27 protein-coding genes and 3 tRNA genes are annotated in these 24,303 nt (G+C 51.8%); 23 read left to right on the top strand and 7 right to left on the bottom strand.

Features of this window, described 5'->3' with window-relative positions; translation table 11 throughout:
* Positions 1-16 precede the first annotated feature (16 nt).
* From fliZ to sdiA, 6 genes are all read left to right on the top strand, one after another.
* Complete coding sequence (fliZ, locus tag NMC31_RS21395; protein WP_253899021.1) at positions 17-562, top strand: flagella biosynthesis regulatory protein FliZ; 546 nt, start codon at positions 17-19, stop codon at positions 560-562.
* An 86-nt stretch (positions 563-648) separates the two neighbouring features.
* Complete coding sequence (gene tcyJ / locus NMC31_RS21390; protein ID WP_015963961.1) at positions 649-1,449, top strand: cystine ABC transporter substrate-binding protein; 801 nt, start codon at positions 649-651, stop codon at positions 1,447-1,449.
* A gap of 93 nt (positions 1,450-1,542) precedes the next feature.
* On the top strand, positions 1,543-2,529 hold the full coding sequence (gene dcyD, locus NMC31_RS21385) for a D-cysteine desulfhydrase (protein ID WP_253899020.1): 987 nt from the start codon (positions 1,543-1,545) through the stop codon (positions 2,527-2,529).
* Positions 2,530-2,544: 15 nt separating this feature from the next.
* Positions 2,545-3,213, top strand: a complete 669-nt coding sequence (gene tcyL / locus NMC31_RS21380) for a cystine ABC transporter permease (RefSeq protein ID WP_149462193.1) — start codon at positions 2,545-2,547, stop codon at positions 3,211-3,213.
* The gene (gene tcyN, locus NMC31_RS21375) at positions 3,210-3,962 is read left to right on the top strand and encodes an L-cystine ABC transporter ATP-binding protein TcyN (protein ID WP_253899019.1); all 753 of its coding nucleotides are present in this window, start codon (positions 3,210-3,212) and stop codon (positions 3,960-3,962) included. Before tcyL ends, tcyN begins: the two co-directional genes overlap by 4 nt.
* A gap of 205 nt (positions 3,963-4,167) precedes the next feature.
* Positions 4,168-4,890: a quorum-sensing transcriptional regulator SdiA gene (gene sdiA / locus NMC31_RS21370; protein ID WP_149462191.1), complete on the top strand. Its 723-nt coding sequence runs from the start codon at positions 4,168-4,170 to the stop codon at positions 4,888-4,890.
* A 67-nt stretch (positions 4,891-4,957) separates the two neighbouring features.
* Here the strand turns inward: sdiA and NMC31_RS21365 are convergent, their stop codons facing one another.
* Positions 4,958-5,182 carry a DUF2594 family protein gene (locus tag NMC31_RS21365; protein ID WP_149462190.1) on the bottom strand — a complete coding sequence of 75 codons (225 nt, stop codon included), beginning with the start codon at positions 5,180-5,182 and terminating at the stop codon, positions 4,958-4,960.
* A gap of 453 nt (positions 5,183-5,635) precedes the next feature.
* On the opposite strand from NMC31_RS21365, the gene uvrY reads away from it, so the two are divergent.
* The 7 genes from uvrY to NMC31_RS21330 all read left to right on the top strand — a co-directional run bounded on the left by uvrY (position 5,636) and on the right by NMC31_RS21330 (position 9,981).
* A complete protein-coding gene (gene uvrY / locus NMC31_RS21360) occupies positions 5,636-6,292 on the top strand; it encodes a UvrY/SirA/GacA family response regulator transcription factor (RefSeq protein ID WP_015963967.1) in 657 nt (218 codons plus the stop codon).
* On the top strand, positions 6,289-8,121 hold the full coding sequence (gene uvrC / locus NMC31_RS21355; RefSeq protein ID WP_149462189.1) for an excinuclease ABC subunit UvrC: 1,833 nt from the start codon (positions 6,289-6,291) through the stop codon (positions 8,119-8,121). The genes uvrY and uvrC overlap by 4 nt, the downstream gene beginning before the upstream one ends.
* A gap of 54 nt (positions 8,122-8,175) precedes the next feature.
* The gene (gene pgsA / locus NMC31_RS21350) at positions 8,176-8,724 is read left to right on the top strand and encodes a CDP-diacylglycerol--glycerol-3-phosphate 3-phosphatidyltransferase (RefSeq protein ID WP_015963969.1); all 549 of its coding nucleotides are present in this window, start codon (positions 8,176-8,178) and stop codon (positions 8,722-8,724) included.
* Between the two features lie 151 nt (positions 8,725-8,875).
* A tRNA-Gly gene (locus tag NMC31_RS21345) sits at positions 8,876-8,951 on the top strand.
* 38 nt (positions 8,952-8,989) lie between these two features.
* Positions 8,990-9,063: transfer RNA gene (locus NMC31_RS21340), tRNA-Cys, on the top strand.
* Positions 9,064-9,075: 12 nt separating this feature from the next.
* Positions 9,076-9,162 (top strand) — tRNA-Leu (locus NMC31_RS21335).
* A 150-nt stretch (positions 9,163-9,312) separates the two neighbouring features.
* Complete coding sequence (locus tag NMC31_RS21330; protein ID WP_149462863.1) at positions 9,313-9,981, top strand: YecA/YgfB family protein; 669 nt, start codon at positions 9,313-9,315, stop codon at positions 9,979-9,981.
* Between the two features lie 32 nt (positions 9,982-10,013).
* Here the strand turns inward: NMC31_RS21330 and tyrP are convergent, their stop codons facing one another.
* Complete coding sequence (gene tyrP / locus NMC31_RS21325) at positions 10,014-11,225, bottom strand: tyrosine transporter TyrP (RefSeq protein ID WP_253899018.1); 1,212 nt, start codon at positions 11,223-11,225, stop codon at positions 10,014-10,016.
* Between the two features lie 193 nt (positions 11,226-11,418).
* On the opposite strand from tyrP, the gene NMC31_RS21320 reads away from it, so the two are divergent.
* On the top strand, positions 11,419-11,658 hold the full coding sequence (locus NMC31_RS21320; protein ID WP_253899017.1) for a YecH family metal-binding protein: 240 nt from the start codon (positions 11,419-11,421) through the stop codon (positions 11,656-11,658).
* 34 nt (positions 11,659-11,692) lie between these two features.
* Here the strand turns inward: NMC31_RS21320 and ftnA are convergent, their stop codons facing one another.
* Positions 11,693-12,190, bottom strand: coding sequence for a non-heme ferritin (ftnA, locus tag NMC31_RS21315; RefSeq protein ID WP_253899016.1), 498 nt, complete (start codon positions 12,188-12,190; stop codon positions 11,693-11,695).
* A gap of 159 nt (positions 12,191-12,349) precedes the next feature.
* The gene (yecR, locus tag NMC31_RS21310) at positions 12,350-12,688 is read right to left on the bottom strand and encodes a YecR family lipoprotein (protein WP_253899015.1); all 339 of its coding nucleotides are present in this window, start codon (positions 12,686-12,688) and stop codon (positions 12,350-12,352) included.
* A gap of 255 nt (positions 12,689-12,943) precedes the next feature.
* On the opposite strand from yecR, the gene NMC31_RS21305 reads away from it, so the two are divergent.
* Entirely contained in the window at positions 12,944-13,582 is a 639-nt protein-coding gene (locus NMC31_RS21305; protein WP_149462858.1) for an RpiB/LacA/LacB family sugar-phosphate isomerase, read from the top strand.
* Between the two features lie 45 nt (positions 13,583-13,627).
* Here NMC31_RS21305 and NMC31_RS21300 read toward each other — a convergent pair whose 3' ends face one another.
* Positions 13,628-15,052 carry an MFS transporter gene (locus NMC31_RS21300; protein WP_253899014.1) on the bottom strand — a complete coding sequence of 475 codons (1,425 nt, stop codon included), beginning with the start codon at positions 15,050-15,052 and terminating at the stop codon, positions 13,628-13,630.
* A 207-nt stretch (positions 15,053-15,259) separates the two neighbouring features.
* On the opposite strand from NMC31_RS21300, the gene azuC reads away from it, so the two are divergent.
* Positions 15,260-15,349: a stress response protein AzuC gene (gene azuC / locus NMC31_RS21295; protein ID WP_015963980.1), complete on the top strand. Its 90-nt coding sequence runs from the start codon at positions 15,260-15,262 to the stop codon at positions 15,347-15,349.
* Between the two features lie 95 nt (positions 15,350-15,444).
* The gene (locus NMC31_RS21290) at positions 15,445-15,693 is read left to right on the top strand and encodes a DUF2766 family protein (protein WP_015963981.1); all 249 of its coding nucleotides are present in this window, start codon (positions 15,445-15,447) and stop codon (positions 15,691-15,693) included.
* A gap of 66 nt (positions 15,694-15,759) precedes the next feature.
* Here NMC31_RS21290 and NMC31_RS21285 read toward each other — a convergent pair whose 3' ends face one another.
* Entirely contained in the window at positions 15,760-16,263 is a 504-nt protein-coding gene (locus NMC31_RS21285; protein ID WP_149462856.1) for a non-heme ferritin-like protein, read from the bottom strand.
* A 602-nt stretch (positions 16,264-16,865) separates the two neighbouring features.
* Here NMC31_RS21285 and NMC31_RS21280 point away from each other — a divergent pair.
* The 6 genes from NMC31_RS21280 to otsA all read left to right on the top strand — a co-directional run bounded on the left by NMC31_RS21280 (position 16,866) and on the right by otsA (position 23,631).
* Positions 16,866-17,423, top strand: a complete 558-nt coding sequence (locus tag NMC31_RS21280; RefSeq protein WP_253899013.1) for a DJ-1/PfpI family protein — start codon at positions 16,866-16,868, stop codon at positions 17,421-17,423.
* A 292-nt stretch (positions 17,424-17,715) separates the two neighbouring features.
* Entirely contained in the window at positions 17,716-18,696 is a 981-nt protein-coding gene (locus tag NMC31_RS21275; protein ID WP_253899012.1) for an arabinose ABC transporter substrate-binding protein, read from the top strand.
* 65 nt (positions 18,697-18,761) lie between these two features.
* Positions 18,762-20,276, top strand: coding sequence for an L-arabinose ABC transporter ATP-binding protein AraG (gene araG, locus NMC31_RS21270; RefSeq protein WP_253899011.1), 1,515 nt, complete (start codon positions 18,762-18,764; stop codon positions 20,274-20,276).
* Between the two features lie 14 nt (positions 20,277-20,290).
* Positions 20,291-21,271: an L-arabinose ABC transporter permease AraH gene (araH, locus tag NMC31_RS21265; RefSeq protein ID WP_253899039.1), complete on the top strand. Its 981-nt coding sequence runs from the start codon at positions 20,291-20,293 to the stop codon at positions 21,269-21,271.
* A gap of 163 nt (positions 21,272-21,434) precedes the next feature.
* Positions 21,435-22,235: a trehalose-phosphatase gene (gene otsB, locus NMC31_RS21260; protein ID WP_149462851.1), complete on the top strand. Its 801-nt coding sequence runs from the start codon at positions 21,435-21,437 to the stop codon at positions 22,233-22,235.
* Positions 22,210-23,631, top strand: coding sequence for an alpha,alpha-trehalose-phosphate synthase (gene otsA, locus NMC31_RS21255; protein ID WP_149462850.1), 1,422 nt, complete (start codon positions 22,210-22,212; stop codon positions 23,629-23,631). Before otsB ends, otsA begins: the two co-directional genes overlap by 26 nt.
* A 48-nt stretch (positions 23,632-23,679) precedes the next feature.
* Here otsA and uspC read toward each other — a convergent pair whose 3' ends face one another.
* The gene (gene uspC, locus NMC31_RS21250; protein WP_253899010.1) at positions 23,680-24,099 is read right to left on the bottom strand and encodes a universal stress protein UspC; all 420 of its coding nucleotides are present in this window, start codon (positions 24,097-24,099) and stop codon (positions 23,680-23,682) included.
* Between the last annotated feature and the right edge of the window lie 204 nt (positions 24,100-24,303).

The raw sequence follows: 24,303 nt of genomic DNA, 5'->3' as shown, positions 1-24,303 counted from the left end.
TGGAGTTTTCACCACTATGCAGCAATTAAAAAGACGGCCTTTAAGCCGCTACCTTAAAGACTTTAAACACAGCCAAACACATTGTACTCACTGCCATAAAGCGCTCGATCGGGTGACGCTTGTTCGCCTTGGCGAAATCGTTAACAAACTCGCCATCGCCCGTCTGGATATGTTGATGGACGAGGAGACCTGGTTACAGCAGCGTGGCGAGTGGGCTGCGCTATGCCGCTTCTGTGGCGACCTGCACTGCAAAGAGCAGAGTGATTTCTTTGATATCATCGGCTTTAAGCAGTTTCTCTTTGAACAGACCGAAATGAGCCCCGGCACGGTGCGCGAGTATGTCGTGCGCTTACGGCGTCTGGGCGAGCATCTGGTTAAAAATAATATTCCCCGAAACCTGCTGCAGAAAGGCGCGCCGGATGAGATATTAATTCCCTGGCTGCCGGTGACCAGCACCAATAATTACCGTATTGCGCTACGAAAATATACGCAATTTGTTAATCGGGCTGGCATGGTACCGGGTCAGAACCTCGCGTATCCCGCGACCTCTGATATATATTAAAACGGAATAGCTTATAACTGTCTGGTGTTTGTCTGTTTTCACAAACGGCCTACACTACAAAAAAAAGCAATCTTTTCGGGGGTATAATGAAATTAGCACTTTTCGGTCGTCAGGCACTAATGGGCGTGATGGCAGTGGCTTTAATGGCAGGTGTTAGCGCGAACACGTTTGCAGCGGAAAATCTGCTTAACCAGGTGAAAGAGCGCGGCACGCTGCGCGTGGGCCTGGAAGGCACCTATCCGCCGTTCAGCTTCCAGGGCGACGATGGCAAACTGACCGGTTTTGAAGTCGATTTCGCCAACGACCTGGCGAAACATCTGGGCGTAAAAGCAGACCTTAAACCGACCAAATGGGACGGGATGCTGGCGTCGCTGGATTCCAAACGCATTGATGTGGCGATAAACCAGGTGACCATTTCACCTGAACGTCAGAAAAAATATGATTTCTCTACCCCGTATACCATCTCCGGTATTCAGGCGCTGGTGAAAAAAGGCAATGAAGGTTCCATTAAAACCCCGGCTGACCTGAAAGGGAAAAAAGTGGGCGTGGGTCTGGGCACCAACTACGAAGAGTGGCTGCGTCAGAACGTGCAGGGCGTAGATGTTCGCACCTATGATGATGACCCGACGAAATTCCAGGATCTGCGCGTAGGCCGTGTTGACGCCATTCTGGTTGATCGCCTGGCGGCGCTGGATATGGTGAAGAAAACCAATGACACGCTGGCCGTCACCGGTGAAGCGTTCTCTCACCAGGAATCTGGCGTGGCGCTGCGCAAAGGTAATGAAGACCTGCTGAAAGCGATTGATGGCGCGATCGATGCCATGCAGAAAGACGGCACCATGAAAGCGCTGTCTGAGAAATGGTTCGGCGCTGATGTGACGAAATAATCGAAGTTGCTTAAAAAAGGCGCTAACAGAGCGCCTTTTTTTATTTCCGCGGCAACTGGGTGCATAATCAAGATAATTTAGTCAGGAGGTTTCATGTCTCTGCAAAACTTAACGCGCTTCCCGCGCCTCGAATTTATTGGCGCGCCTACGCCGCTGGAATATCTGCCGCGTTTTTCCGATTACGTAGGGCGCGACATTTTTATCAAACGCGATGACGTCACGCCGCTGGCGATGGGCGGCAATAAACTGCGTAAGCTGGAATTTCTGGCGGCGGATGCACTGCGTGAAGGTGCGGATACGCTGATTACCGCCGGGGCCATTCAGTCGAACCACGTGCGCCAGACGGCGGCCGTAGCCGCGAAGCTCGGCCTGCACTGCGTGGCGCTGCTGGAAAACCCGATTGGCACCACGGCGGAAAACTATCTGACCAACGGTAACCGCCTGCTGCTGGATCTGTTCAATACCCAGGTGGAAATGTGCGACGCGCTGACCGATCCGAATGCGCAGCTGGCTGAACTGGCGACGCGCATCGAAGCACAGGGTTTTCGTCCCTACGTCATTCCGGTAGGCGGCTCTAACGCGCTGGGTGCGCTGGGTTATGTCGAAAGCGCGCTGGAAATCGCGCAACAGTGTGAAGGTGCGGTGGCGATTTCTTCCGTGGTGGTGGCGTCAGGTAGCGCAGGTACTCACGCCGGGCTGGCGGTGGGCCTTGAGCAGGTGATGCCGGATGCGGAACTGATTGGTGTCACCGTTTCGCGCAGTGTCGCGGACCAAAAACCAAAAGTGGTGACGCTGCAGCAGGCCGTTGCCGAAAGCCTTGAGGTGAGCGCCAGTGCCGATATTCTGCTGTGGGATGACTATTTTGCCCCGGCTTACGGCATGCCAAATGAAGCTGGCATGGAAGCGGTGAAACTGCTTTCTCGCCTCGAAGGCATTCTGCTGGACCCGGTCTATACCGGCAAAGCGATGGCCGGGCTTATCGACGGTATTACGCAGAAACGCTTTAAGGATGAAGGGCCGATTCTGTTTGTTCATACGGGCGGCGCGCCTGCGCTCTTCGCCTATCATCCGCATATCTAACGTAGAAAAAGACTTATGCAAGAGAGTATACAACTGGTTGTTGATTCGCTGCCCTATCTGCTCAAAGGCGCGGTATTCACGCTGCAATTGAGTATTGGCGGCATGTTTTTTGGTTTGGTGCTGGGGTTCCTGCTGGCGCTGATGCGCATGTCGCAAATCTGGCCGGTGCGCTGGCTGGCGCGATTCTACATCTCTATTTTCCGCGGTACGCCGCTTATCGCACAGCTGTTTATGATTTACTACGGCCTGCCGCAGTTTGGCATTGAATTAGATCCTATCCCGTCGGCGATGATTGGTCTGTCGCTGAATACGGCGGCGTATACGTCTGAAACGCTGCGTGCGGCGATCTCTTCTATCGATAAAGGCCAGTGGGAAGCGGCCGCCAGTATCGGGATGACGCCGTGGCAAACGCTGCGCCGGGCGATTCTGCCGCAGGCTGCGCGGGTTGCGCTGCCGCCGCTGTCGAACAGTTTTATTAGCCTGGTGAAAGACACCTCGCTTGCGGCGACGATTCAGGTACCGGAGCTGTTCCGTCAGGCGCAACTGATCACTTCGCGCACGCTGGAAGTGTTCACCATGTATCTCGCGGCGTCGTTGATCTACTGGGTGATGGCGACGGTGCTCTCCTCGCTGCAAAACTACTTTGAAAATCAGCTTAACCGCCAGGAGCGTGATCCAAAATGAGTGCCATCGATGTAAAAAACCTGGTGAAAAAGTTCCATGGTCAGACGGTGCTGCATGGCATCGATTTGCAGGTAAACGAAGGTGAAGTCGTGGCGATTATCGGGCCGAGCGGCTCGGGGAAAACCACGCTTCTGCGCAGCATTAATTTGCTGGAACAGCCGGAAGGCGGCACCATTCGGGTGGGTGATATTACCATCGACACGGCAAAATCTCTCAGCCAGCAGAAGGGGTTGATTCGTCGTCTGCGTCAGCATGTGGGGTTTGTCTTCCAGAGCTTCAATTTGTTTCCCCACCGGACGGTACTGGAAAATATCATTGAAGGCCCGGTGATTGTGAAAGGGGAAAATAAGGCTGAAGCCAGCGCGCGCGCGCGCGAGTTACTGGCGAAAGTGGGCCTGACCGGGAAAGAGGGGAGCTATCCGCGCCGCTTATCCGGTGGTCAGCAGCAGCGTGTGGCTATCGCCCGCGCGCTGGCAATGCGCCCGGATGTGATTCTGTTTGATGAGCCGACGTCTGCGCTGGATCCCGAACTGGTCGGCGAGGTGCTGAACACCATTCGTCAGTTGGCTCAGGAGAAACGTACCATGGTGATTGTGACGCACGAGATGAGTTTTGCGCGCGATGTCGCCGACCGGGCCATTTTTATGGATCAGGGACGCATTGTGGAGCAGGGCGAGGCGAAAGCGCTGTTTGCTAATCCGCAGCAGGCGCGTACCCGTCAGTTCCTCGAAAAATTCCTCATGCAATAAGCCGCAATCAATTACCGTCCTTAACCAAAATCAGGACGGTAATTGCCTCGCCCTCCCGCAGACTTCCCTGACATATCTCCGCCCGGCAGTCGAAAATTAAGTTAATTTTGCGGGAATGTAATATTTTATACATATAAGCACTGTTTATGTGTTAGTTTTCTGTATTGATAAAAACAATTCTCAATAAGAGGCTTTCTCGTTCGTTATGAGGGACAGTGACTTTTTCAGTTGGCGGCGGGAGATGCTCCACCGTTTTCAATCCGCATCGACCAGCGACCAAATTTATACGCTTCTGCAGCAGCAAACCGAACGCCTTGAATATGACTTCTTCTCGCTGTGCGTGCGCCATCCGGTACCATTCACGCGACCTAAAATTTCACTTTATACCACCTATCCTGACGCCTGGATGTCGCATTACAAAGCAGCGAATTATCTGGCAGTCGATCCGGTGCTGAAGCAGGATAATTTCCGTCTTGGTCATTTACGCTGGGATGACGCGTTATTCTGTGAAGCCCAGGAGCTGTGGGATGCCGCACGCGATCATGGTCTGCGCACCGGCGCGACACAATGCCTGATGCTTCCTAATCATGCTCATAGTTTCTTTTCGGTATCACGGACTCACGCCACAGAAGCGGGGCCGTATAGTGATGAAATAGAACTTCGTCTGCAAATGTTATTAGAGATGAGTTCCCTTGCGCTATTACGCGTAGAAGATGAAATGGTCATGCCGAGGACGATGAAGTTCAGTAAACGTGAACTGGAAATACTACAGTGGACGGCAGAAGGCAAAACGTCGGCGGAGATTTCGATGATTCTGTCAATTTCTGAGAATACGGTGAACTTTCACCAAAAGAATATGCAGAAGAAATTTGACGCGCCCAATAAAACACAGATTGCCTGTTATGCGGTAGCGATTGGTCTTATCTGACTCTGTTTAAGGTTCTGCGTGTCAGACTGGAGACCGGCTGCAGGCATTGCTTACAGCCGGTTTTTTATTACTGGCGGTAAGCTTGTTTAATTTGCTTAACGGTGCTGGAAAATACAGCAGACTGGTGTTCATCTTCCAGCAGTGCAATTTGCTTTTCCATTTTGAGAATCACGCGGCCTGCATCTGCCTGACCCATGGCCTGTAGCATCAGCGTCAGCATGGCTTTCAGACAGGATACCTCCTGCGCCAGGTGTTGATTATTCTCCGCGGTGGAAAAATCAGGTGTGCTCATTTATTGCCTCGTATGATTTCTGCGCTGGTGCGCGATACTGGATAGTGAAGGGCGCGAAGTATACCACAAGCCAGTAGAAAAAAAGGAGTGCTTGTTTTTTACCCGCCGCTTTCACCTTTTCTGATAATTAAAAATGGCCGGAACAGTGATTATGCACACAAAATGTTTAAATCTGGTTCACTCATCGTTAATTATTGTTACATATTATATTGCGTATTTCTCATCTGCGAAAAATTGTCCATATTCGGACAAATTGCGCAGAAAGTTGTAAAAAGTGCGCGTTGCATCTCACTGTTTTTAAGACGTTTCCAGCGGATGTACATTCTAATTTCCAAAAACGAGATCAAAATCGACGCTGTGACACTTTTAGACTTTCAAAATTGATATAAAACCCGGTACTATGGAGGTGAATTAAGAGGCAGTAGCGTTATCCCTATTCTGGAGATTATTCCTTTGATCAACGTCCTTCTTGTTGATGACCACGAACTGGTGCGCGCAGGGATACGACGCATTCTCGAAGATATAAAGGGTATTAGAGTCACCGGTGAAGTTAACTGCGGCGAAGACGCTGTGAAGTGGTGCCGCGCTAATCCCGTTGATGTTGTACTGATGGATATGAACATGCCGGGCATCGGCGGCCTGGAGGCCACGCGTAAGATTGCGCGCTCTGCGGTTGATACAAAAGTGATTATGTTAACCGTTCATACCGAAAATCCGCTTCCCGCCAGGGTTATGCAGGCAGGGGCGGCTGGCTATTTAACGAAAGGGGCAGCGCCGCAAGAAGTGGTGAATGCCATCCGCTCTGTCTTCTCTGGTCAGCGCTATATCGCTTCCGATATTGCGCAGCAGATGGCACTGAGTCAGATAGAGCCGGAAAAAACTGAATCGCCATTCGCCAGTTTGTCTGAACGCGAATTGCAGATTATGCTGATGATCACTAAAGGCCAGAAAGTTAATGAGATCTCAGAGCAGTTGAATCTGAGTCCCAAAACGGTGAACAGCTATCGCTATCGAATGTTCAGCAAATTAAACATTCACGGTGATGTGGAGCTGACTCACCTGGCAATTCGCCATGGTCTGTGTAATGCGGAGTCGTTAGCAAGTCAGTGAGTGAAGTTTTTGATTCGAAAGCCTTCCTGAAAACGGTCACCAGCCAGCCCGGCGTCTATCGCATGTACGATGTCGGCGGCACCGTTATTTACGTTGGTAAAGCCAAAGATCTAAAAAAACGCCTCTCCAGCTATTTTCGTCGCCAGGTCTCTTCCCGTAAAACGGAAGCGCTGGTGGCGCAAATTGCGCAGATTGACGTGACCGTGACACATACGGAAACCGAAGCGCTGCTGCTGGAGCATAACTACATCAAACTCTACCAGCCACGTTACAACGTGCTGCTGCGTGATGATAAATCCTATCCCTTTATTTTCCTGAGCGGCGATACCCACCCACGGCTGGCGATGCACCGTGGCGCGAAGCATGCGAAAGGGGAGTATTTTGGCCCGTTCCCTAACGGCTATGCTGTGCGGGAAACGCTGGCGCTGTTGCAAAAAATCTTCCCGATCCGTCAGTGTGAAAATAGCGTGTACCGCAATCGCTCGCGTCCCTGTCTGCAATACCAGATAGGCCGCTGCCTTGGGCCCTGCGTAGCCGGACTGGTCAGCGAAGAAGAGTACGCGCAGCAGGTCGACTATGTGCGCCTGTTCCTCGCCGGGAAAGATGATCAGGTATTGACCATGCTGATCGCGCGGATGGAAAAAGCCAGCCAGGCGCTGGAGTTTGAAGAGGCGGCGCGCATTCGTGACCAGATTCAGGCGGTTCGCCGCGTGACCGAGAAACAGTTTGTCTCGAATAACGGCGATGACCTCGACGTTATCGGCGTCTCGTTTGAGGCAGGAATGGCTTGCGTCTATGTGCTCTTTATCCGACAGGGTAAAGTGCTGGGCAGTCGCAGTTACTTCCCGAAAGTGCCCGGCGGTACGGAACTGGACGAAGTGGTGGAAACTTTCGTCGGTCAGTTCTACTTCCAGGGCAGTCAGATGCGTACTCTGCCAGGGGAAATCCTGCTCGACTTTGCGCTCAGTGATAAAACGCTGCTGGCCGATTCCTTATCTGAGCTGGCCGGGCGACGTATTCACGTTGAAACCAAACCGCGAGGTGACCGCGCACGCTACCTGAAACTTGCCCGCACCAACGCGGCGACGGCGCTCACCACCAAACTTTCGCAACAGTCTACTGTGCATCAGCGCCTGAAAGCGCTGGCGACGCAACTGGAGCTGCCCGAGATCAAGCGTATGGAATGTTTTGATATCAGCCACACGATGGGGGAACAGACCGTGGCCTCCTGCGTGGTGTTTGATGCGAACGGGCCGCTGCGTGCCGAGTATCGTCGCTACAATATTACCGGGATCACGCCGGGCGATGACTATGCAGCGATGAATCAGGTGCTGCGACGCCGCTATGGCAAAGATATAGAAGAGAGTAAGATCCCGGATGTCATACTCATCGACGGCGGGAAAGGGCAACTGGGCCAGGCAAAAGCCGTTTTTGCTGAGTTGGATGTCGCGTGGGATAAAAACCATCCTTTACTGCTTGGCGTGGCGAAAGGCAGCGACCGTAAAGCCGGGCTCGAAACGCTGTTCTTCGAACCGGAAGGCGAGGGCTTTAGCTTACCGCCAGATTCGCCTGCGCTGCACGTTATCCAGCATATTCGTGACGAATCACACGATCATGCGATTTCCGGGCACCGTAAAAAACGCGCTAAAGTAAAGAGCACCAGTACGCTGGAGACTATCGAAGGCGTTGGGCCGAAGCGACGTCAGATGCTACTCAAGTACATGGGTGGCCTACAGGGTTTGCAGAACGCCAGCGTTGAAGAGATAGCAAAAGTTCCGGGTATCTCTCACGGCCTGGCAGAAAAGATCTTCTACTCGTTGAAACATTAGGGGCTCTGTAGCAACATAGGGCTAATATTTACTAACAACAGATAGTTACCTTGCATGCAATATAATATTCCTACGTTGCTTACCCTGTTCCGCGTCATCCTTATTCCGTTCTTTGTGTTGGCGTTTTATCTCCCGTTCGTCTGGGCGCCATTCGCCTGCGCGCTTATCTTCTGTATTGCCGCCGTGACCGACTGGTTTGATGGCTATCTGGCGCGTCGTTGGAACCAGAGTACGCGTTTTGGCGCGTTCCTTGACCCGGTAGCCGATAAAGTGATGGTGGCAATTGCCATGGTGCTGGTGGTGGAACACTATCACACGTGGTGGGTGACGTTGCCGGCTGCCATTATGATTGGCCGTGAAATCATCATTTCTGCTCTGCGTGAGTGGATGGCAGAACTGGGTAAACGCAGTAGCGTGGCAGTCTCCTGGATCGGCAAAGTGAAAACCACCGCGCAAATGGCCGCCCTGGCGTGGCTGCTGTGGCGTCCTAATGAGTGGGTTGAGTGGGCCGGTATTGTGCTCTTCCTGTTTGCGGCGGTGCTGACGCTGTGGTCAATGCTGCAATATTTGAACGCTGCGCGTGCAGATTTGCTTGAACAGTGATCGTTTCGGCGTAATTTTCAGCAAACAACACAAAGTTGCGAAAAATACCGTTGACTCAGTGCGTCAGATAAGTAGAATGCAACGCATCGAACGGCAGCACTGATTGCCAGACGATAGCAAAATCAAGTGGTTAGCAAAGCAACTTGATGATGCGGGAATAGCTCAGTTGGTAGAGCACGACCTTGCCAAGGTCGGGGTCGCGAGTTCGAGTCTCGTTTCCCGCTCCAAATTAAAGCATCGGCAGTTGCGGGTGTTAAGTTTTAAAGGCGCGTTAGCAAAGCGGTTATGTAGCGGATTGCAAATCCGTCTAGTCCGGTTCGACTCCGGAACGCGCCTCCACTTTCTTCCCGAGCCCGGATGGTGGAATCGGTAGACACAAGGGATTTAAAATCCCTCGGCGTTCGCGCTGTGTGGGTTCAAGTCCCACTCCGGGTACCATGGGAAAGCAAAGAATAATCAAAGCAATAAGCAGTGTCGTGAAACCACCTACGGGTGGTTTTTTTGTATCTGCTTTTCTTTGCTTCCATTTACCCTGCTCTCCCTCAATACTTGTCTGAACGCTCCCTTATAAACGTGATGAGATCAAAAATGAAAACAGGACCTTTAACCGAAAGCGAGCTGGAATGGCTGGATGAGACCATCGAAAAACATTCGACGGATAAATCCATTCTCGATGTTTCCGAACTGGACGGCATGCTGACGGCAATACTTTCCTCGCCGCAAGACATTGAACCTGCAGACTGGCTGCTGGCCGTATGGGGCGGGGCGGATAGCGTGCCGCGCTGGTCGGCAGATCGCGAGCGTGATCATTTCATCAATCTCACGCTGCAGCATATGGGTGATATCGCCGAGCGTCTGAATGACTATCCCGATCAGTTTGAACCCCTGTTCGGCACGCGCGAGGAAGAAGGCCAGGAGCTGACCGTTGTTGAAGAGTGGTGCTATGGCTATATGCGTGGTGTGGGCTTAAGTGACTGGTCTGGTTTGCCGCCAGCGTTACAGGAAGAGCTGGATGCTATCGCGTTGCACGGCGATGATGAGAACGCAGCGGCGCTTGATAACTTCTCCGCTGACGAGTATCTGGCAAGTATCGATAAGATTCGCCCGGCGGCGCTGATGCTGCATGGTTACTGGATGGCCCATCCGAAAGTGACGCCCGTGCAGCAGCCTGTCAGAAATGAGGGGAAAGTGGGTCGCAATGACCCATGCCCGTGTGGAAGCGGTAAGAAATACAAACAGTGCTGCGCCAATAAATGAAAAAATGCCGGGTAAATTACCCGGCATTTTTTTTAGCCCACGGCAGGCAAAAGGTTTGCCGCTATCGCTACCTGAATCGCAATCACCGCAATGCCACAGGCAAACACGAACCATAACGCGGGGGAGCCGCCAGCGACACGATATCCCCCTTGCGGGTGATGTTTACGGCTCTGCATCGTCAGTAGTGACGGGATAATCAGTGCCAGCACCGCCAGTGCAACACCCGCATAACCCAGCGCCATCACAAAACCACGCGGATAGAAAAGGGCGAATGCCAGCGGTGGCAGGAAGGTGATGCCACCCGTTTGCAGACGGCCGCGCACGCCATTCTGACGCTGGAATAGATCCGCCAGGTAATCAAACAATCCCAGCGCAACGCCGAGGAAAGAGGTCGCCAGCGCCAGATCGGCAAACAGGTGTACGGCCAGCTCAACGTGGGCCGAAGCCACCACGGCGCGAATGGCTTCCAGCAGACCGTTCAGCCCGGTATGTTGCGCCATTAACCCGGCAAAGACGCCTGACTCAATGCTGCCCAGCGTCGCCAGTTGCCAGAAGAGATAAGCAACCAGCGGAATGAAACTGCCTATCATAAACACGCGGCGTAGCTTGCGAATGTCGCCATTCATATAGCTCACAATGCTGGGCACACTGCCGTGGAAACCGAATGAGGTAAAAATCACCGGAATGGCCGACAGCGCCAGACCCTGCTGCAACGGCAGGGTTAACAAATTGATTTTATGAATGTGTGGCAGCAGCAGCGCCAGCATCACCACCAGAAAGATAATCTTGGCGCTGAAAAGAAAACGGTTAAAAAGGTCGACCAGCGATGTGCCAATACAAATTACCGTGCCGCCAATTGCTGTAAATAGCAGTACGCCAATGGCGGGCGGCATATCCACCGAGAACCACTGGCTGAGACTGGAGGCCAGCAGTTCACCCGCGCCGCTAATGTAGGCGGCAGTCAGGGCGTACATTAAAAATAACATGCTGAGACCGGTTATCCACTGACCATAGCGACCCAGATAACGTTGCGCCAGGGAGCCAAGACCGGTATCGGCAGGCACGTGTTGATACACTTCCAACAGCATGAGGGCGGTGTAGCACATCAACGCCCAGAGCCCAATTAACAGCACCAGCGTTACACCAAAGCCGACGCCAGCCGCAGCCAGCGGCATCGCCAGCATCCCTGCACCAATCGTGGTGCCTGCTACGATTAAAATACTCCCCAGGGTACGGTTCTTCACGCTTTCCTCTGCTACAGCACGCATATACGACACAAATATGTCGCGCAGGTTATGTGAATCCAGACGATTCGTCAAATCGCGATTACAGCGTGTGTATTAAAAAGTTTACAAATGGTTAGGGAATGAAAGCCTGCGCTAGCGCAAAACAGGTAAGTGAAATGCAGGTTATTGTGCTGCTTTTAGCGGAGGCATTATGGAATCTATTCACGGTCATGAAGTACTGAATATGATGATCGCATCAGGTGAGTCTTATTCAACAGAAAGTCTGGTGGCGGCGATTGAAGATCGTTTTGGCGAGGATGCGCGTTTTCATACCTGTTCGGCAGAGAATATGTGTGCGGCTGAGTTGGTGGATTTTCTGGCGAAAAAAGGCAAGTTTATTCCGGTGGACGCGGGCTTCACAACGGCGGAAAGTAAAATCTGTCGACATTAATCAGCAGCGACGAATTAACGCCGCTGCCTGTTAATTAATTCTGCGTATCGAGCGTAGAAAGCTCTTTATCAATAAAGTAGAGGCCTTCACCGCTTTTACCGGCGAGGGTCAGTTTATCAATTACAGATTTAAACAGTTTCTCTTCTTCGTGCTGCTCAGCCACATACCATTGCAGGAAGTTAAAGGTTGGGTAATCCTGATTAGTCATCGCGGCATGCGCCAGCTCATTGATCTTAGACGTGATCAATTGTTCATGCTCGTAGGTGGCGCGGAAGAGATCGTCCAGCGACGCGTATTCCGCCACCGGCGAAGCGACACTGTGGATGCAGGGCAGGCTTCCGGTATCGGTCAGGTAATCGAACAGACGCTGCATGTGCTGCATCTCTTCCTGGGCGTGGCGGCGCAGAAACGCAGCGGCGCCCTCAAAGCTATTAAAGCTGCACCAGGCGCTCATCTGTTGATAAAGCAGTGAGGAATAAAGCTCGAGATTCATTTGTTGATTTAATTTCTCGATCATTTCCGCTTTTAACATTTTCAGGCTCCATAAAGGTGTTAATTAATTATGGAGGAACTATAAGTTGTTATTAAATTATTTGCAAAAGGTAAAAATAAAAACTTTTATTTAATAATGCGAATGGGAATAAAACGCATTGGCATGATAATGTCGCCGGAATGTATTCCGGCGTAAAATTTAATTCCAGGCAGGCGCAACCGGCGTGACGGCAATACCTCTGCACTGATATTGCAGCGTCACGCTTTCATTAATACACAATGGCCCGCTGCTGCTGACGCAGGTGGTAATTGGCTGCCCGTAGGCAAAGGCGGTGGCGTAACCCATTTGCTGGCAGGCTTTGGTCGCGGTGCCGTTAACAACGTAGTCGTCGGTTTTCGCATTCTGCAACATCGCCTGGCCATAAGTTAGCCGTACGATACCGCTGGTCGCATCCATTTCGCTTATAGCTGCCTGTCGGTGGACACTACAGGCGGAAAGCAAAATTACGATAGCGCTAATCGGGAAGAGAATTTTCATGGCGGTACTCAGGGCAATCTATCATTGCGCTATCCTGACATAGGTAAAGGCGGGCAATCCTCCGAATAAAGAGGAGAACCTTGCTCTCTTAAGGCGACGATCTTTCCCCCACGTAAAGCAAAAATGTGAGCCTTGCTGTGATTTTTAAAACCATTTTTCATAAAATTTGAAAGTATGTTTGCAAGGTTGTAAGGTTCATACATTGTTATCGTACCCTTGCGGGAGAAGCCCGCGCTGCATTCAGGAGAGGAAAGAATGAAAATTGCATTGATGATGGAAAACAGCCAGGCCAGCAAAAACGCCATCATTCATAACGAGTTAAAAGCGGTTGCCGATGAAAAAGGATTCCCGGTTTTCAACGTAGGTATGAGCGATGAAAACGACCATCATCTGACCTATATTCACCTGGGTATCATGGCCAGCATCCTGCTGAATTCCAAAGCGGTTGACTTCGTGGTAACGGGTTGCGGTACCGGTCAGGGCGCGCTGATGTCTCTCAATATCCACCCGGGTGTGGTGTGCGGCTACTGTATCGACCCGGCTGATGCCTTCCTGTTCGCGCAGATCAACAACGGTAATGCGCTGTCGCTGCCATTCGCCAAAGGGTTCGGTTGGGGCGCGGAACTGAACGTGCGCTTTATCTTTGAAAAAGCGTTCACTGGTCGCAATGGTGAAGGTTATCCGCCAGAGCGTAAAGAACCGCAGGTACGTAATGCGGGTATTCTGAACCAGGTTAAAGCGGCGGTGGTGAAAGAAAATTATCTGGATACGTTGCGTGCCATTGACCCGGAACTGGTGAAAACCGCCGTTTCTGGTCAGCGTTTCCAGCAGTGCTTCTTCGAAAATTGCCAGAATAAAGAGATTGAAGCGTTTGTACGTCAGATCCTCGGCTAATTGCGCATGATATGAAAATCCCCACCTGCGTGGGGATTTTTGTTTCTACGCCTTCACTTTTCTGGATACCGACACGCCAGCATCTTTAGTCAGCCGTAGCGTATCCATCATTCCTATCAGGCAGATCAGGGCGATAAACACAAACGCCAGCCTGAAACTTATCCCCGGCATTGTGCCGAGCCCCAGTAGAACGCTCACTTTCTCCCCCAGACGAATACCAATTGCCCCGAGGGTGATGCCAAGCCCAATGGCTAACTGACTGGCGGTGCTGAACAACGTATTGGCATAACTCATCTGCGGGCCAGGTACATCGGCAAACGCCAGTGTACTCACGCCGGTAAACTGGATGGAACGGAATACGCCGCCTAAATAAAGCACCAGCAATATGGCCCAGACGGGCGTTTGTGGCGTTAAAAAGGCGCAGGCGGTCAGGGCCAGCACGTTCAATGCGCCATTAATCAACAACAGGCGGCGGAAACCCAGCCAGCGAATCAACGGCGTGGTAGCGGGTTTGATGGTCAGATTGCCGACGAATACCGCCAGCACCAGCAGGCCGGAATGGAATGGGTCCATCCCAAAACCGACCTGAAAAAGCAGCGGCAGCAGGAATGGCACCGCACTGATTGAGGCGCGGAACAGCGATCCGCCGTACATCGTGACCCTGAAGGTCGGGACCTTCAGCGCATCCAGGCGGATCATCGGCCATTTTGCCCGCCGAAAATGATACAGCGAGTAATAAAACGCCAGCCCGCCAATAACAAACAGTGTCAGCACCAGCCCGCTCTGCATGCTCTGCCCGCCCAGCGCCTCCATGGCACACACCAGGCTCACCATCGCCACCGACGTGGCAAGAAAACCGGGCAGGTCAAAGGGGCGGCGTTCGTCATCGCGAATATCGGGAATGATACGGAGCGATAGCAAGATGGCGATAATGCCCAGCGGAACGTTAATAAAGAAGATCCACCGCCAGTCTGCGACGCTTGTGATAAAGCCGCCCAGCGGCGGCCCGATAATTGGTGCGATAAGCGCAGGCCAGGTTAGCGTGGCGATGGCCGTAATAAGCAGATGTTTAGGCGTGGTACGCAGAACCGCCAGACGCCCAACGGGTACCATGAGCGCGCCGCCCATTCCCTGGAGAATACGCATGGCAACGAAACTGTCGACGGTGGTCGCCAGGCCGCAAAATACGGACGCCAGTGTAAAAATGGCCAGCGCCAGCGTAAATATTTTACGTGCGCCAAATCGGTCGGCTATCCAGCCACTGGCAGGGATGAGAACAGCCAGCGTAATCAGGTAGGCGCTGATACCAATGTTAAGATCGACGGCGTCAACGCCGAAACTTTTGGCCATGTCGGGCAGGGCGGTGGCGATCACGGTGCCATCAAGAAACTCCATAAAAAACGCGCCAGCAACCAACAGAGCAGCGGGTGACAGGCCGCGCTCGTTTTGTGCCTGAAAAGGCTCACTCATTTCTGTTATACCCTATCAAAATAAGCTGCAAATTTTGTAATTAAAGTTTTAAGCTAAGTCGCGGATTTGTTTAAGATAATGAGTGTTTATCACCAATTTGACGAAAAATAAACGTGATGCATGTCTCATTTTGGTTGATTTTTGTGATGGGTGTCATACTATGTGTTAAAAGACAATAACACCTGCGTAACAAAATGGAGCCTCACAATGAAACAACGCATGCGCAAAATCCTCAAAAGCATGTTCGAGAACTATTGCAAAACTTTCAAAGACGTACCGCCAGGCGCTATGTTCTGATAAAAAACCTGCCACGGCAGGTTTTTTTATGTCTGTAAGGGGCGCGCTTCGGTCCTTTCGGGTACCATAGTACCCCTAAATGTTAAGGAGCGTATATGTCCCAGAACCTGACTGCTGATGAAGAACTGGTATCCGACGTGGTAGCCTGCCAGTTGGTCATTAAGCAAATTCTTGATGTCATCGATGTCATCGCCCCCGTCGAAGTGCGTGAGAAGATGTCCACTCAGCTGAAATCTATCGATTTCGCCGGGCATCCGTCAGCTGACCCGGTCACGCTGCGCGCCATCCAGAAAGCGATTGCCCTGATCGAGCTAAAGTTTACCCCGCAGGGTGAAGCACATTGATTGGGTGATTGAGGCGTGATTGACAACCGGCAGGTTTGCACTGCCGGTTGTTATGCAAAGAAGGGATTAGTGTACCTGGTGGTTTACCACGTTCAGAAGATGCTGATCGGTTTGTTGCATGCACAGGCCCGCTTTATTCGCATTGCGTACTTCTTCAAGAATCGCCTGAAGCAAAACCCCATCCTGCTGCTGCTCTTCTTCAAGGTTGGTTAAGAAGCTCAGCGTGCTGTCATCGCGCAAAACTTTCGCCTGTTCAGCCAGCTCTGAAAGCGTATTGCTGCGCTGGTTATACTCTTCAATGGTTTTCAGGAAGAGTTCTTCGAGTGAGGCACACTGCTCTTCGTGCGGCTCAATGGCCTTCACTACCGGGTACCCGCCGGATTTCTTCATGTAATCAAACACTCGCATCATTTGCGTGACGCTGGTTTGTGCCTGTGCGCGAAGAAACGTTGCGGTGCCGTTGAGGCGTTGTTCGGAACACCACTCGCTGAGACGGAGATAGAGATTCGATGCGTAAAACTCAAGGTTCATTTGAGTATTCAGTTTTTGAACCATTCCTGGGACTGCCATACCAATATCCTTATTTCCTGGAAGGGACAACTCGCGTTAACACTCGGGATTCTTACTTTTTAACATTACGCTATGATGAAGGGCGTAAATTACTTCAAGTTTAAATCGCGCTATTTACGCGTCAGAGAACAATGACAGAATGTAATATTCGACGACCTCTGAATGTGACCGATGTACGATTCCTGAATCGGCTCGAAAAATAATACCGCGCGCTACAGGTTAAGAAAACTCTTAAGTTTGTTCATTTACGTTTTGTTACAACTATATTCCAGAAAAGGATTATGCCTGTATGGGTTACCGTAAGGAATTATTACACCTATATGATTCGTATGGTGAATATATTAACGTTCATCTTTATTTGTGATCTTGTTAACACTTTTTGGGGACGATCGCATAAACCTGTTTCATAGCTTGTCAGGAATTACGTACTATTCGTATAATAAAATGAAACAGTGGTTTATTTTTGTTTGTTTATTTTGTGGGTCAGGCAAACAGTTCAATAGCCAGTAAATTGTCTTAGATCATTTTTGCCAATGTTGAGACAGATTGTCTCGCGCAAAAATACTCGACCAATCCTCGATTACGATAAAACAGGAGTTACAATGAAAAAGGTTGCCGTGCTGTTAGCACCCGGGGTTGAAGAAGGTGAAGCGATAGTCACGATTGATATTCTGCGTCGTTTGCATCTTGAGGTCGAACTGGTGTCCTGCGCTGAATCGCGTGCGGTGGTGAGCTATCACGATATTCCGATGGTGGCGGATGCCACGCTTGTAGAACGCATGGATAAAATCTACGACGCAGTGGTACTGCCGGGCGGGCCGCAGGGCAGTGTGAATCTCGCGGCAAATAAAGACGTGGTGAAGTTTGTCGCCGCACATGATGAAGCTGGAAAATATATTTGCCCCATTTGCTCTGCCGCCGTTCGCGTGCTGGCAGGTAACGGCCTGCTGAAAGGCCGTCGCTATGTCTGCTCCGGCGACTTATGGCAGGATATTAAAGACGGTGAGTATATTGATGCCCCGGTAGTGGAAGATGGCAACCTCATCAGCGGGAAAGGATTCGGTCATGTTTTCGATTTTGCCTTTACCGTGGCGGCGCGCTTATTAGGTGATGAGGCACCAGTACGCGATCACGCAGACCATATTTACTATCCGTGGTAGCACCTTAAACAAGGATTAGTTAGCTAACAATATAGATTATAGTGCTATCACCGGGGCGAATTGTCAGACAATTCGCCCTTTCTGTATGTCATTTTCTGCTAAATCCATGTATGCAACTACTGTAATTCTGCGGTGTGATGCGGCTCTCTTATGGATAAATATTTTCCCGCTATTAATGTGCTAACAACCGTATAGCAATTAACGAAACGGCTAATACGTTGTTTTACGTCCTAATTAAAATTTAAAACCGATTATTTACCTACAAATAAAAGCACTAAAGCTGGAGTCTACCATGCACAAATTCACTAAAGCGCTGGCCGCCATCGGCCTGGCAGCGGTTATGTCACAATCAGCTATGGCAGAAAATTTGAAGCTCGGTTTTCTGGTGAAGCAACCGGAAGAGCCGTGGTTCCAGACCGAATGGAAGTTTGCTGACAAAGCCGGCAAAGATTTGGGTTTTGACGTGATTAAAATTGCCGTACCCGACGGCGAGAAAACCCTGAATGCCATCGATAGCCTGGCGGCTAACGGCGCGAAAGGGTTCGTTATCTGTACCCCAGACCCGAAACTGGGCTCAGCAATTATGGCGAAAGCGCGCGGCTATGACATGAAAGTGATCACCGTCGATGACCAGTTCGTGAATGCCAAAGGCAAGCCGATGGATACCGTTCCGCTGGTGATGATGGCTGCCAGTGAAATCGGCGCTCGCCAGGGGCAGGAACTCTATAAAGAGATGCAAAAACGCGGCTGGGACGTAAAAGATACCGCCGTGATGGCCATTACGGCGAACGAGCTGGATACCGCGCGTCGCCGCACCACCGGCTCGCTGGATGCGCTGAAAGCCGCTGGCTTCCCGGAAAAACAGATTTATCAGGTCCCGACGAAATCCAACGACATCCCCGGCGCGTTTGATGCTGGTAACTCTATGTTGGTGCAACACCCTGGCGTGAAGCACTGGCTGATTGTCGGCATGAACGACAACACCGTCCTGGGCGGCGTGCGCGCGACGGAAGGCCAGGGCTTTAAAGCTGCCGATGTTATCGGTATCGGTATCAATGGTGTGGATGCGGTGAACGAACTGTCGAAGGCGCAGGCCACCGGCTTTTATGGTTCCCTGCTACCAAGCCCGGATATTCACGGTTATAAAACCAGTGAAATGCTCTACAACTGGGTTGAGAAGGGCGTAGAGCCGCCGAAGTTCACCGCGGTTACCGACGTGGTGCTGATTACCCGCGATAACTTTAAAGAAGAGCTGGCGAAAAAAGGTCTGTAAGTCGTGATGCGTCTCCCCGGGCCTGATTGCCGGGGGAGGCGTGACCCTGTCATTCAGGAGTGGTTATGCAACAGTCAACCCCTTATCTCTCGTTTCGCGGCATTTCTAAAACCTTCCCGGGCGTAAAAGCGTTATCCGATATCAGCTTCGACTGCTATGCCGGACAGGTGCACGCGCTGATGGGCGAAAACGGTGCCGGAAAATCTACGCTGCTCAAGATTCTGAGTGGCAACTATGCGCCGACGGCGGGCACGCTAACGCTGCGCGGGCAGGATGTCGCCTTTGCGGATACCACCGCTGCGTTGAATGCCGGCGTCGCGATTATCTATCAGGAACTGCATCTGGTACCGGAGATGACCGTCGCGGAAAATATCTATCTCGGGCAGTTGCCCAGCAAAGGCGGCATTGTTAATCGTTCGCTGCTGAACTACGAAGCCGGACTACAGCTACAGCACCTTGGGCTTGATATCGATCCGAACACACCGTTGAAGTATCTCTCTATCGGCCAGTGGCAGATGGTGGAAATTGCCAAAGCGCTGGCGCGCAACGCTAAGGTCATCGCCTTCGATGAACCCACCAGCTCGCTCTCAGCGCGCGAAATTGAAAATCTGTTCCGCGTGATCCGCGAACTGCGCAAAGAAGGCCGCGTAATCATCTATGTCTCTCATCGTATGGAAGAAATTTTTGCCCTGAGTGACGCCATCACCGTATTTAAAGACGGACGTTATGTTTGTACCTTCAGTGATATGGAAAAAGTAAACCACGACAGCCTGGTCCAGGCGATGGTCGGGCGTGACATTGGTGATATCTATGGCTGGCAGCCACGCGAGCATGGTGCGGAACGCCTGCGGTTGGACCAGGTCAAGGCGCCAGGCGTGCGGACACCCATTTCCCTGACGGTGCGCAGCGGTGAAATCGTTGGCCTGTTCGGGCTGGTTGGCGCCGGGCGTAGCGAACTGATGAAGGGGCTGTTTGGCGGCAACAAAATATCCAGCGGTCAGGTTTATATTGACGGCGCGGCCGTCACCATCGATAAGCCCGCGCATGCGATTCGCGCCGGTATGATGCTGTGCCCGGAAGACCGTAAAGCCGAAGGGATTATTCCTGTTCACTCCGTACGCGACAACATCAACATCAGCGCACGGCGCAACAATATTCATGCCGGATGTCTAATTAACAACGGCTGGGAGACGCGCAACGCGGATCATCATATTCAATCGCTGAATATTAAAACGCCGGGTGCCGAGCAACTGATTATGAATCTTTCCGGGGGTAATCAGCAGAAAGCGATTCTGGGGCGTTGGTTGTCGGAAGAGATGAAAGTCATTTTGCTGGATGAACCCACGCGCGGCATTGATGTGGGCGCGAAGCATGAAATCTATAACGTCATTTACGCCCTGGCGGCGTCCGGCGTGGCGGTACTGTTCGCCTCGAGCGACCTGCCAGAGGTGCTGGGCGTGGCGGACCGAATCGTGGTGATGCGCGAAGGCGAAATTGCCGGTGAACTGCTGCATGGCAGCGCGAATGAACAGCAGGCGTTAAGCCTCGCTATGCCTAAAGTGAGTCAGGCCGTCGCCTGAGAAAGGAGTTTATGATGTCTTCTGTAACGACTTCCGGCGCACGCCGACCATCACTCAGCTTTGGCCGTATCTGGGATCAGTACGGCATGCTGGTTGTCTTCGCGGTACTGTTTATCGGCTGCGCGATTTTTGTGCCGAATTTTGCTTCCTTCGTCAACATGAAAGGGCTGGGGCTGGCGATATCGATGTCCGGTATGGTCGCCTGTGGCATGCTGTTCTGCCTGGCGTCTGGCGACTTTGACCTCTCCGTTGCCTCGGTGATTGCCTGCGCAGGCGTCACCGCTGCGGTGGTGATTAACCTGACAGAAAGCCTGTGGATAGGCGTCTTTGCCGGGCTGATGCTGGGCGTGTTGAGCGGTCTGGTCAACGGCTTCGTCATTGCCAAACTGAAAATCAACGCCCTGATCACCACGCTTGCCACCATGCAGATTGTGCGCGGCCTTGCCTATATCATCTCTGATGGTAAAGCCGTTGGAATCGAAGATGAGCGTTTCTTTGAACTGGGATACGCGAACTGGCTCGGTTTACCGGCGCCAATCTGGCTGACTGTCGCCTGTTTAATCATTTTCGGATTATTACTGAATAAGACCACTTTTGGCCGTAATACCCTGGCGATTGGCGGGAACGAAGAGGCTGCGCGTCTGGCAGGTGTTCCGGTTGTTCGCACCAAAATTATCATCTTTATTCTGTCAGGCCTGGTGTCGGCGGCGGCAGGGATTATTTTGGCTTCGCGAATGACCAGCGGGCAACCAATGACCTCTATCGGTTATGAGCTGATTGTCATCTCAGCCTGCGTGCTGGGCGGGGTGTCGCTAAAAGGCGGTATCGGAAAAATCTCCTACGTGGTGGCCGGAATATTGATTTTGGGGACGGTAGAAAACGCCATGAACCTGCTGAATATTTCGCCATTCTCGCAGTACGTAGTACGGGGTTTAATCCTGCTGGCGGCAGTTATCTTTGACCGCTACAAACAAAAAGCGAAGCGAACAGTCTAAAAAGTCAGGTCCAATTTTTAAGTGTATGCAGTACCCGCGCCGGTGGCTAATCCCACCGGCGTCTTCATTTGAAAATGGCGAGCCGCGTCACACTGTCTATACTTTAACTGCTAACTTTTTGTTAACACATCACTAGGCAATCACTGATAAGGAGGAACCCAGGGTGGCTGACCTGTTTTCTGTACCCCCTGCACCAACTAAAAATGTCGCTTTTTTCTTTGACCTTGATGGCACTCTCGCAGGGATCAAACCGCATCCCGATCATGTTGCTATACCTGAACCCGTTCGGGATGCGCTGTTTCAGTTGTCACAGGCGCACGATGGCGCAGTAGCGTTGATTTCAGGGCGCTCAATGGTTGAGCTGGACAGGCTCGCCAGTCCGTATCGCTTCCCTCTGGCGGGCGTACACGGAGCGGAACGCCGCGATATCAGCGGGAAAACGCATATCGTTGCGCTGGAAAATGAGACGGCTCGTTGCGTTCAGCAGCAATTAAGTACGGCGCTGGCAGTATTGACCGGGGCCGAACTCGAAGCTAAAGGGATGGCTTTTGCACTGCATTATCGTCAGGCGCCGCAACATGAAGCGGCAATTGTGGCGCTGGCGCAGCATATCGTTGCGCAGTTTCCCGAGCTGGCGCTTCAGCCGGGTAAGTGCGTTGTGGAGATTAAACCAAAGGGGATCAACAAAGGCGCAGCCATTGCCGCCTTTATGCAGGAGGCGCCCTTTCGCGGCAAGCTGCCGGTATTTATTGGCGATGATTTAACGGATGAGGCGGGCTTTGCCGCCGTGAACAGACTGAATGGAATATCGATTAAAGTGGGAGCGGGCGACACGCAGGCTACATCACGTTTACCTGATGTGGCGGCCGTTCACCAGTGGTTGCAAAACGCGGCTGAAAATCAAAAACAAAACGCGCTTACAGACAGGAGAGATGGCTATGAGTCGCTTAGTCGTAGTATCTAACCGTATTTCCGTTCCTGATGATAAAAAGGCCAGTGCTGGTGGGTTGGCTGTGGGGATCATGGGGGCATTGAAGAGTAAAGGGGGCCTGTGGTTTGGCTGGAATGGCGAAATTGGTGATGAGAATGCGCCGCTGGAAAAGGTGTCCCAGGGCAACATCAGTTGGGCTTCGTTTACGCTGAATGAGCAGGATCACGAGCATTACTACAACCAGTTTTCCAATGCGGTGCTGTGGCCCGCGTTTCACTATCGACTGGATTTGGTCGCTTTTCAGCGTGAATGCTGGGAGGGTTACCTGCGGGTAAACAGTAAACTGGCAGATAAACTGCTGCCGTTACTGCAAGACGATGACGATATCTGGGTACACGATTACCATCTGCTGCCGTTCGCCAGCGAGCTACGTAAGCGCGAGGTGAACAACCGTATCGGGTTTTTCCTGCACATTCCTTTCCCGACGCCGGAAATTTTCAACGCCCTGCCGCCGCACGCCGAACTACTGGAGCAGCTCTGCGATTATGACCTGCTGGGATTCCAGACGGAAAACGACAGGCTGGCGTTCCTCGATTGCGTAAGTGCTCAGACGCGGGTTACCACGCGCAGTAAAACGCATACGGCCTGGGGAAAAACCTTCCGCACCGAAGTTTACCCGATTGGTATTGAACCGGACGAGATAGCGAAACAAGCGCAGGGGCCATTGCCACCAAAGCTGGCGCAACTGAAAGCCGAGCTTAAAAACGTCAAAAATATCTTTTCGGTCGAACGACTGGATTACTCAAAAGGCCTGCCGGAACGTTTTCAGGCCTATGAAGCGCTGCTGGAAAAATTCCCGCATCATCATGGCAAAATTCGTTATACCCAGATTGCGCCAACGTCGCGTGGCGATGTACAGGCCTATCAGGATATTCGTCATCAACTGGAAACGGCGGCAGGGCGGATTAACGGGCAGTACGGTCAACTTGGCTGGACACCGCTCTATTACCTGAATCAGCATTTTGATCGTAAATTACTGATGAAAGTCTTTCGTTATTCCGATGTGGGTCTGGTCACGCCGCTACGCGATGGGATGAATCTGGTGGCAAAGGAGTTTGTGGCCGCGCAGGACCCGGCGAACCCGGGTGTGCTGGTGCTCTCGCAGTTTGCCGGGGCAGCGAATGAACTGACCTCTGCCCTGATTGTAAATCCTTACGATCGGGATGAAGTGGCGGCAGCGCTGGACAGAGCGTTGAATATGCCGCTTGCCGAGCGTATCTCGCGTCATGCGGAAATGCTGGAGATTATCACGCGTAACGACATCCACAACTGGCAGGCGCAGTTTATGAGCGATCTAAAACGGATTACGCCGAGAAGCGAAGAGAGTCAGATGGAGAATAAAGTGGCGGCATTCCCAAAGCTGGCATAAGGAAAGAATGACGCCGGAGCCGACAAAACCGGCGTCGCACAGGGAATGTTACAACGTCACAAGCAAAACGTCGGCGCAACTGCTGCCGACGATATTCTTCGCTGAGCAGGTGGCGCGCGAGAAAAAGCTTTGGTTGTGGTTACCACAGATAACTAAATCGACCTGGTAGTGCTGACACCAGGATTTAATACTTTCACACAATTCACCGCTGGCAATTTGGGTTTTCCAGATGGGGTAGTCGGCTTGTTCAACCAGCGTATCAAGAAACTGCTGGGTCTCCTCCTGCATTAATTCACGCAGATTCTCCATCATCGGCGCGGCCAGCTGGTTATACATTTCAGGATCGGTTGAGAACGTGATCAGGCTGACGCGGGCATTGACCGGGCGCGCGATCGAAACGGCCTTGCGCACCAGCGCGTGACTTTCAGGCGTTGGCGCTACCGCCACTAACAGGTGAGAGTAAGGCATCAGACCTCCTTGCAGGACACTTCACTAACCTTATTTAAGCTCATACTCTTTTTGCCATCTGACTGCAAGGGTGGTTTCAAATGTAACTGTGAGCTGCTTCAATATATGCATTAATTATTCTTATGTTCGGAATAGTGTAAAAAATGGGTGTGTTGCAAATTATGCCGAGAATGTAACTACTTTCCTTAAGTTATAGTAATTACT

Origin of the sequence: Pseudocitrobacter vendiensis (genome assembly GCF_943590815.1) — a bacterium.
Classification (GTDB): Bacteria; Pseudomonadota; Gammaproteobacteria; order Enterobacterales; family Enterobacteriaceae; genus Pseudocitrobacter; species Pseudocitrobacter vendiensis.
The sequence above is the reverse complement of the archived record's forward strand: the minus strand, read 5'-3'. Positions and strand labels throughout refer to the sequence as shown.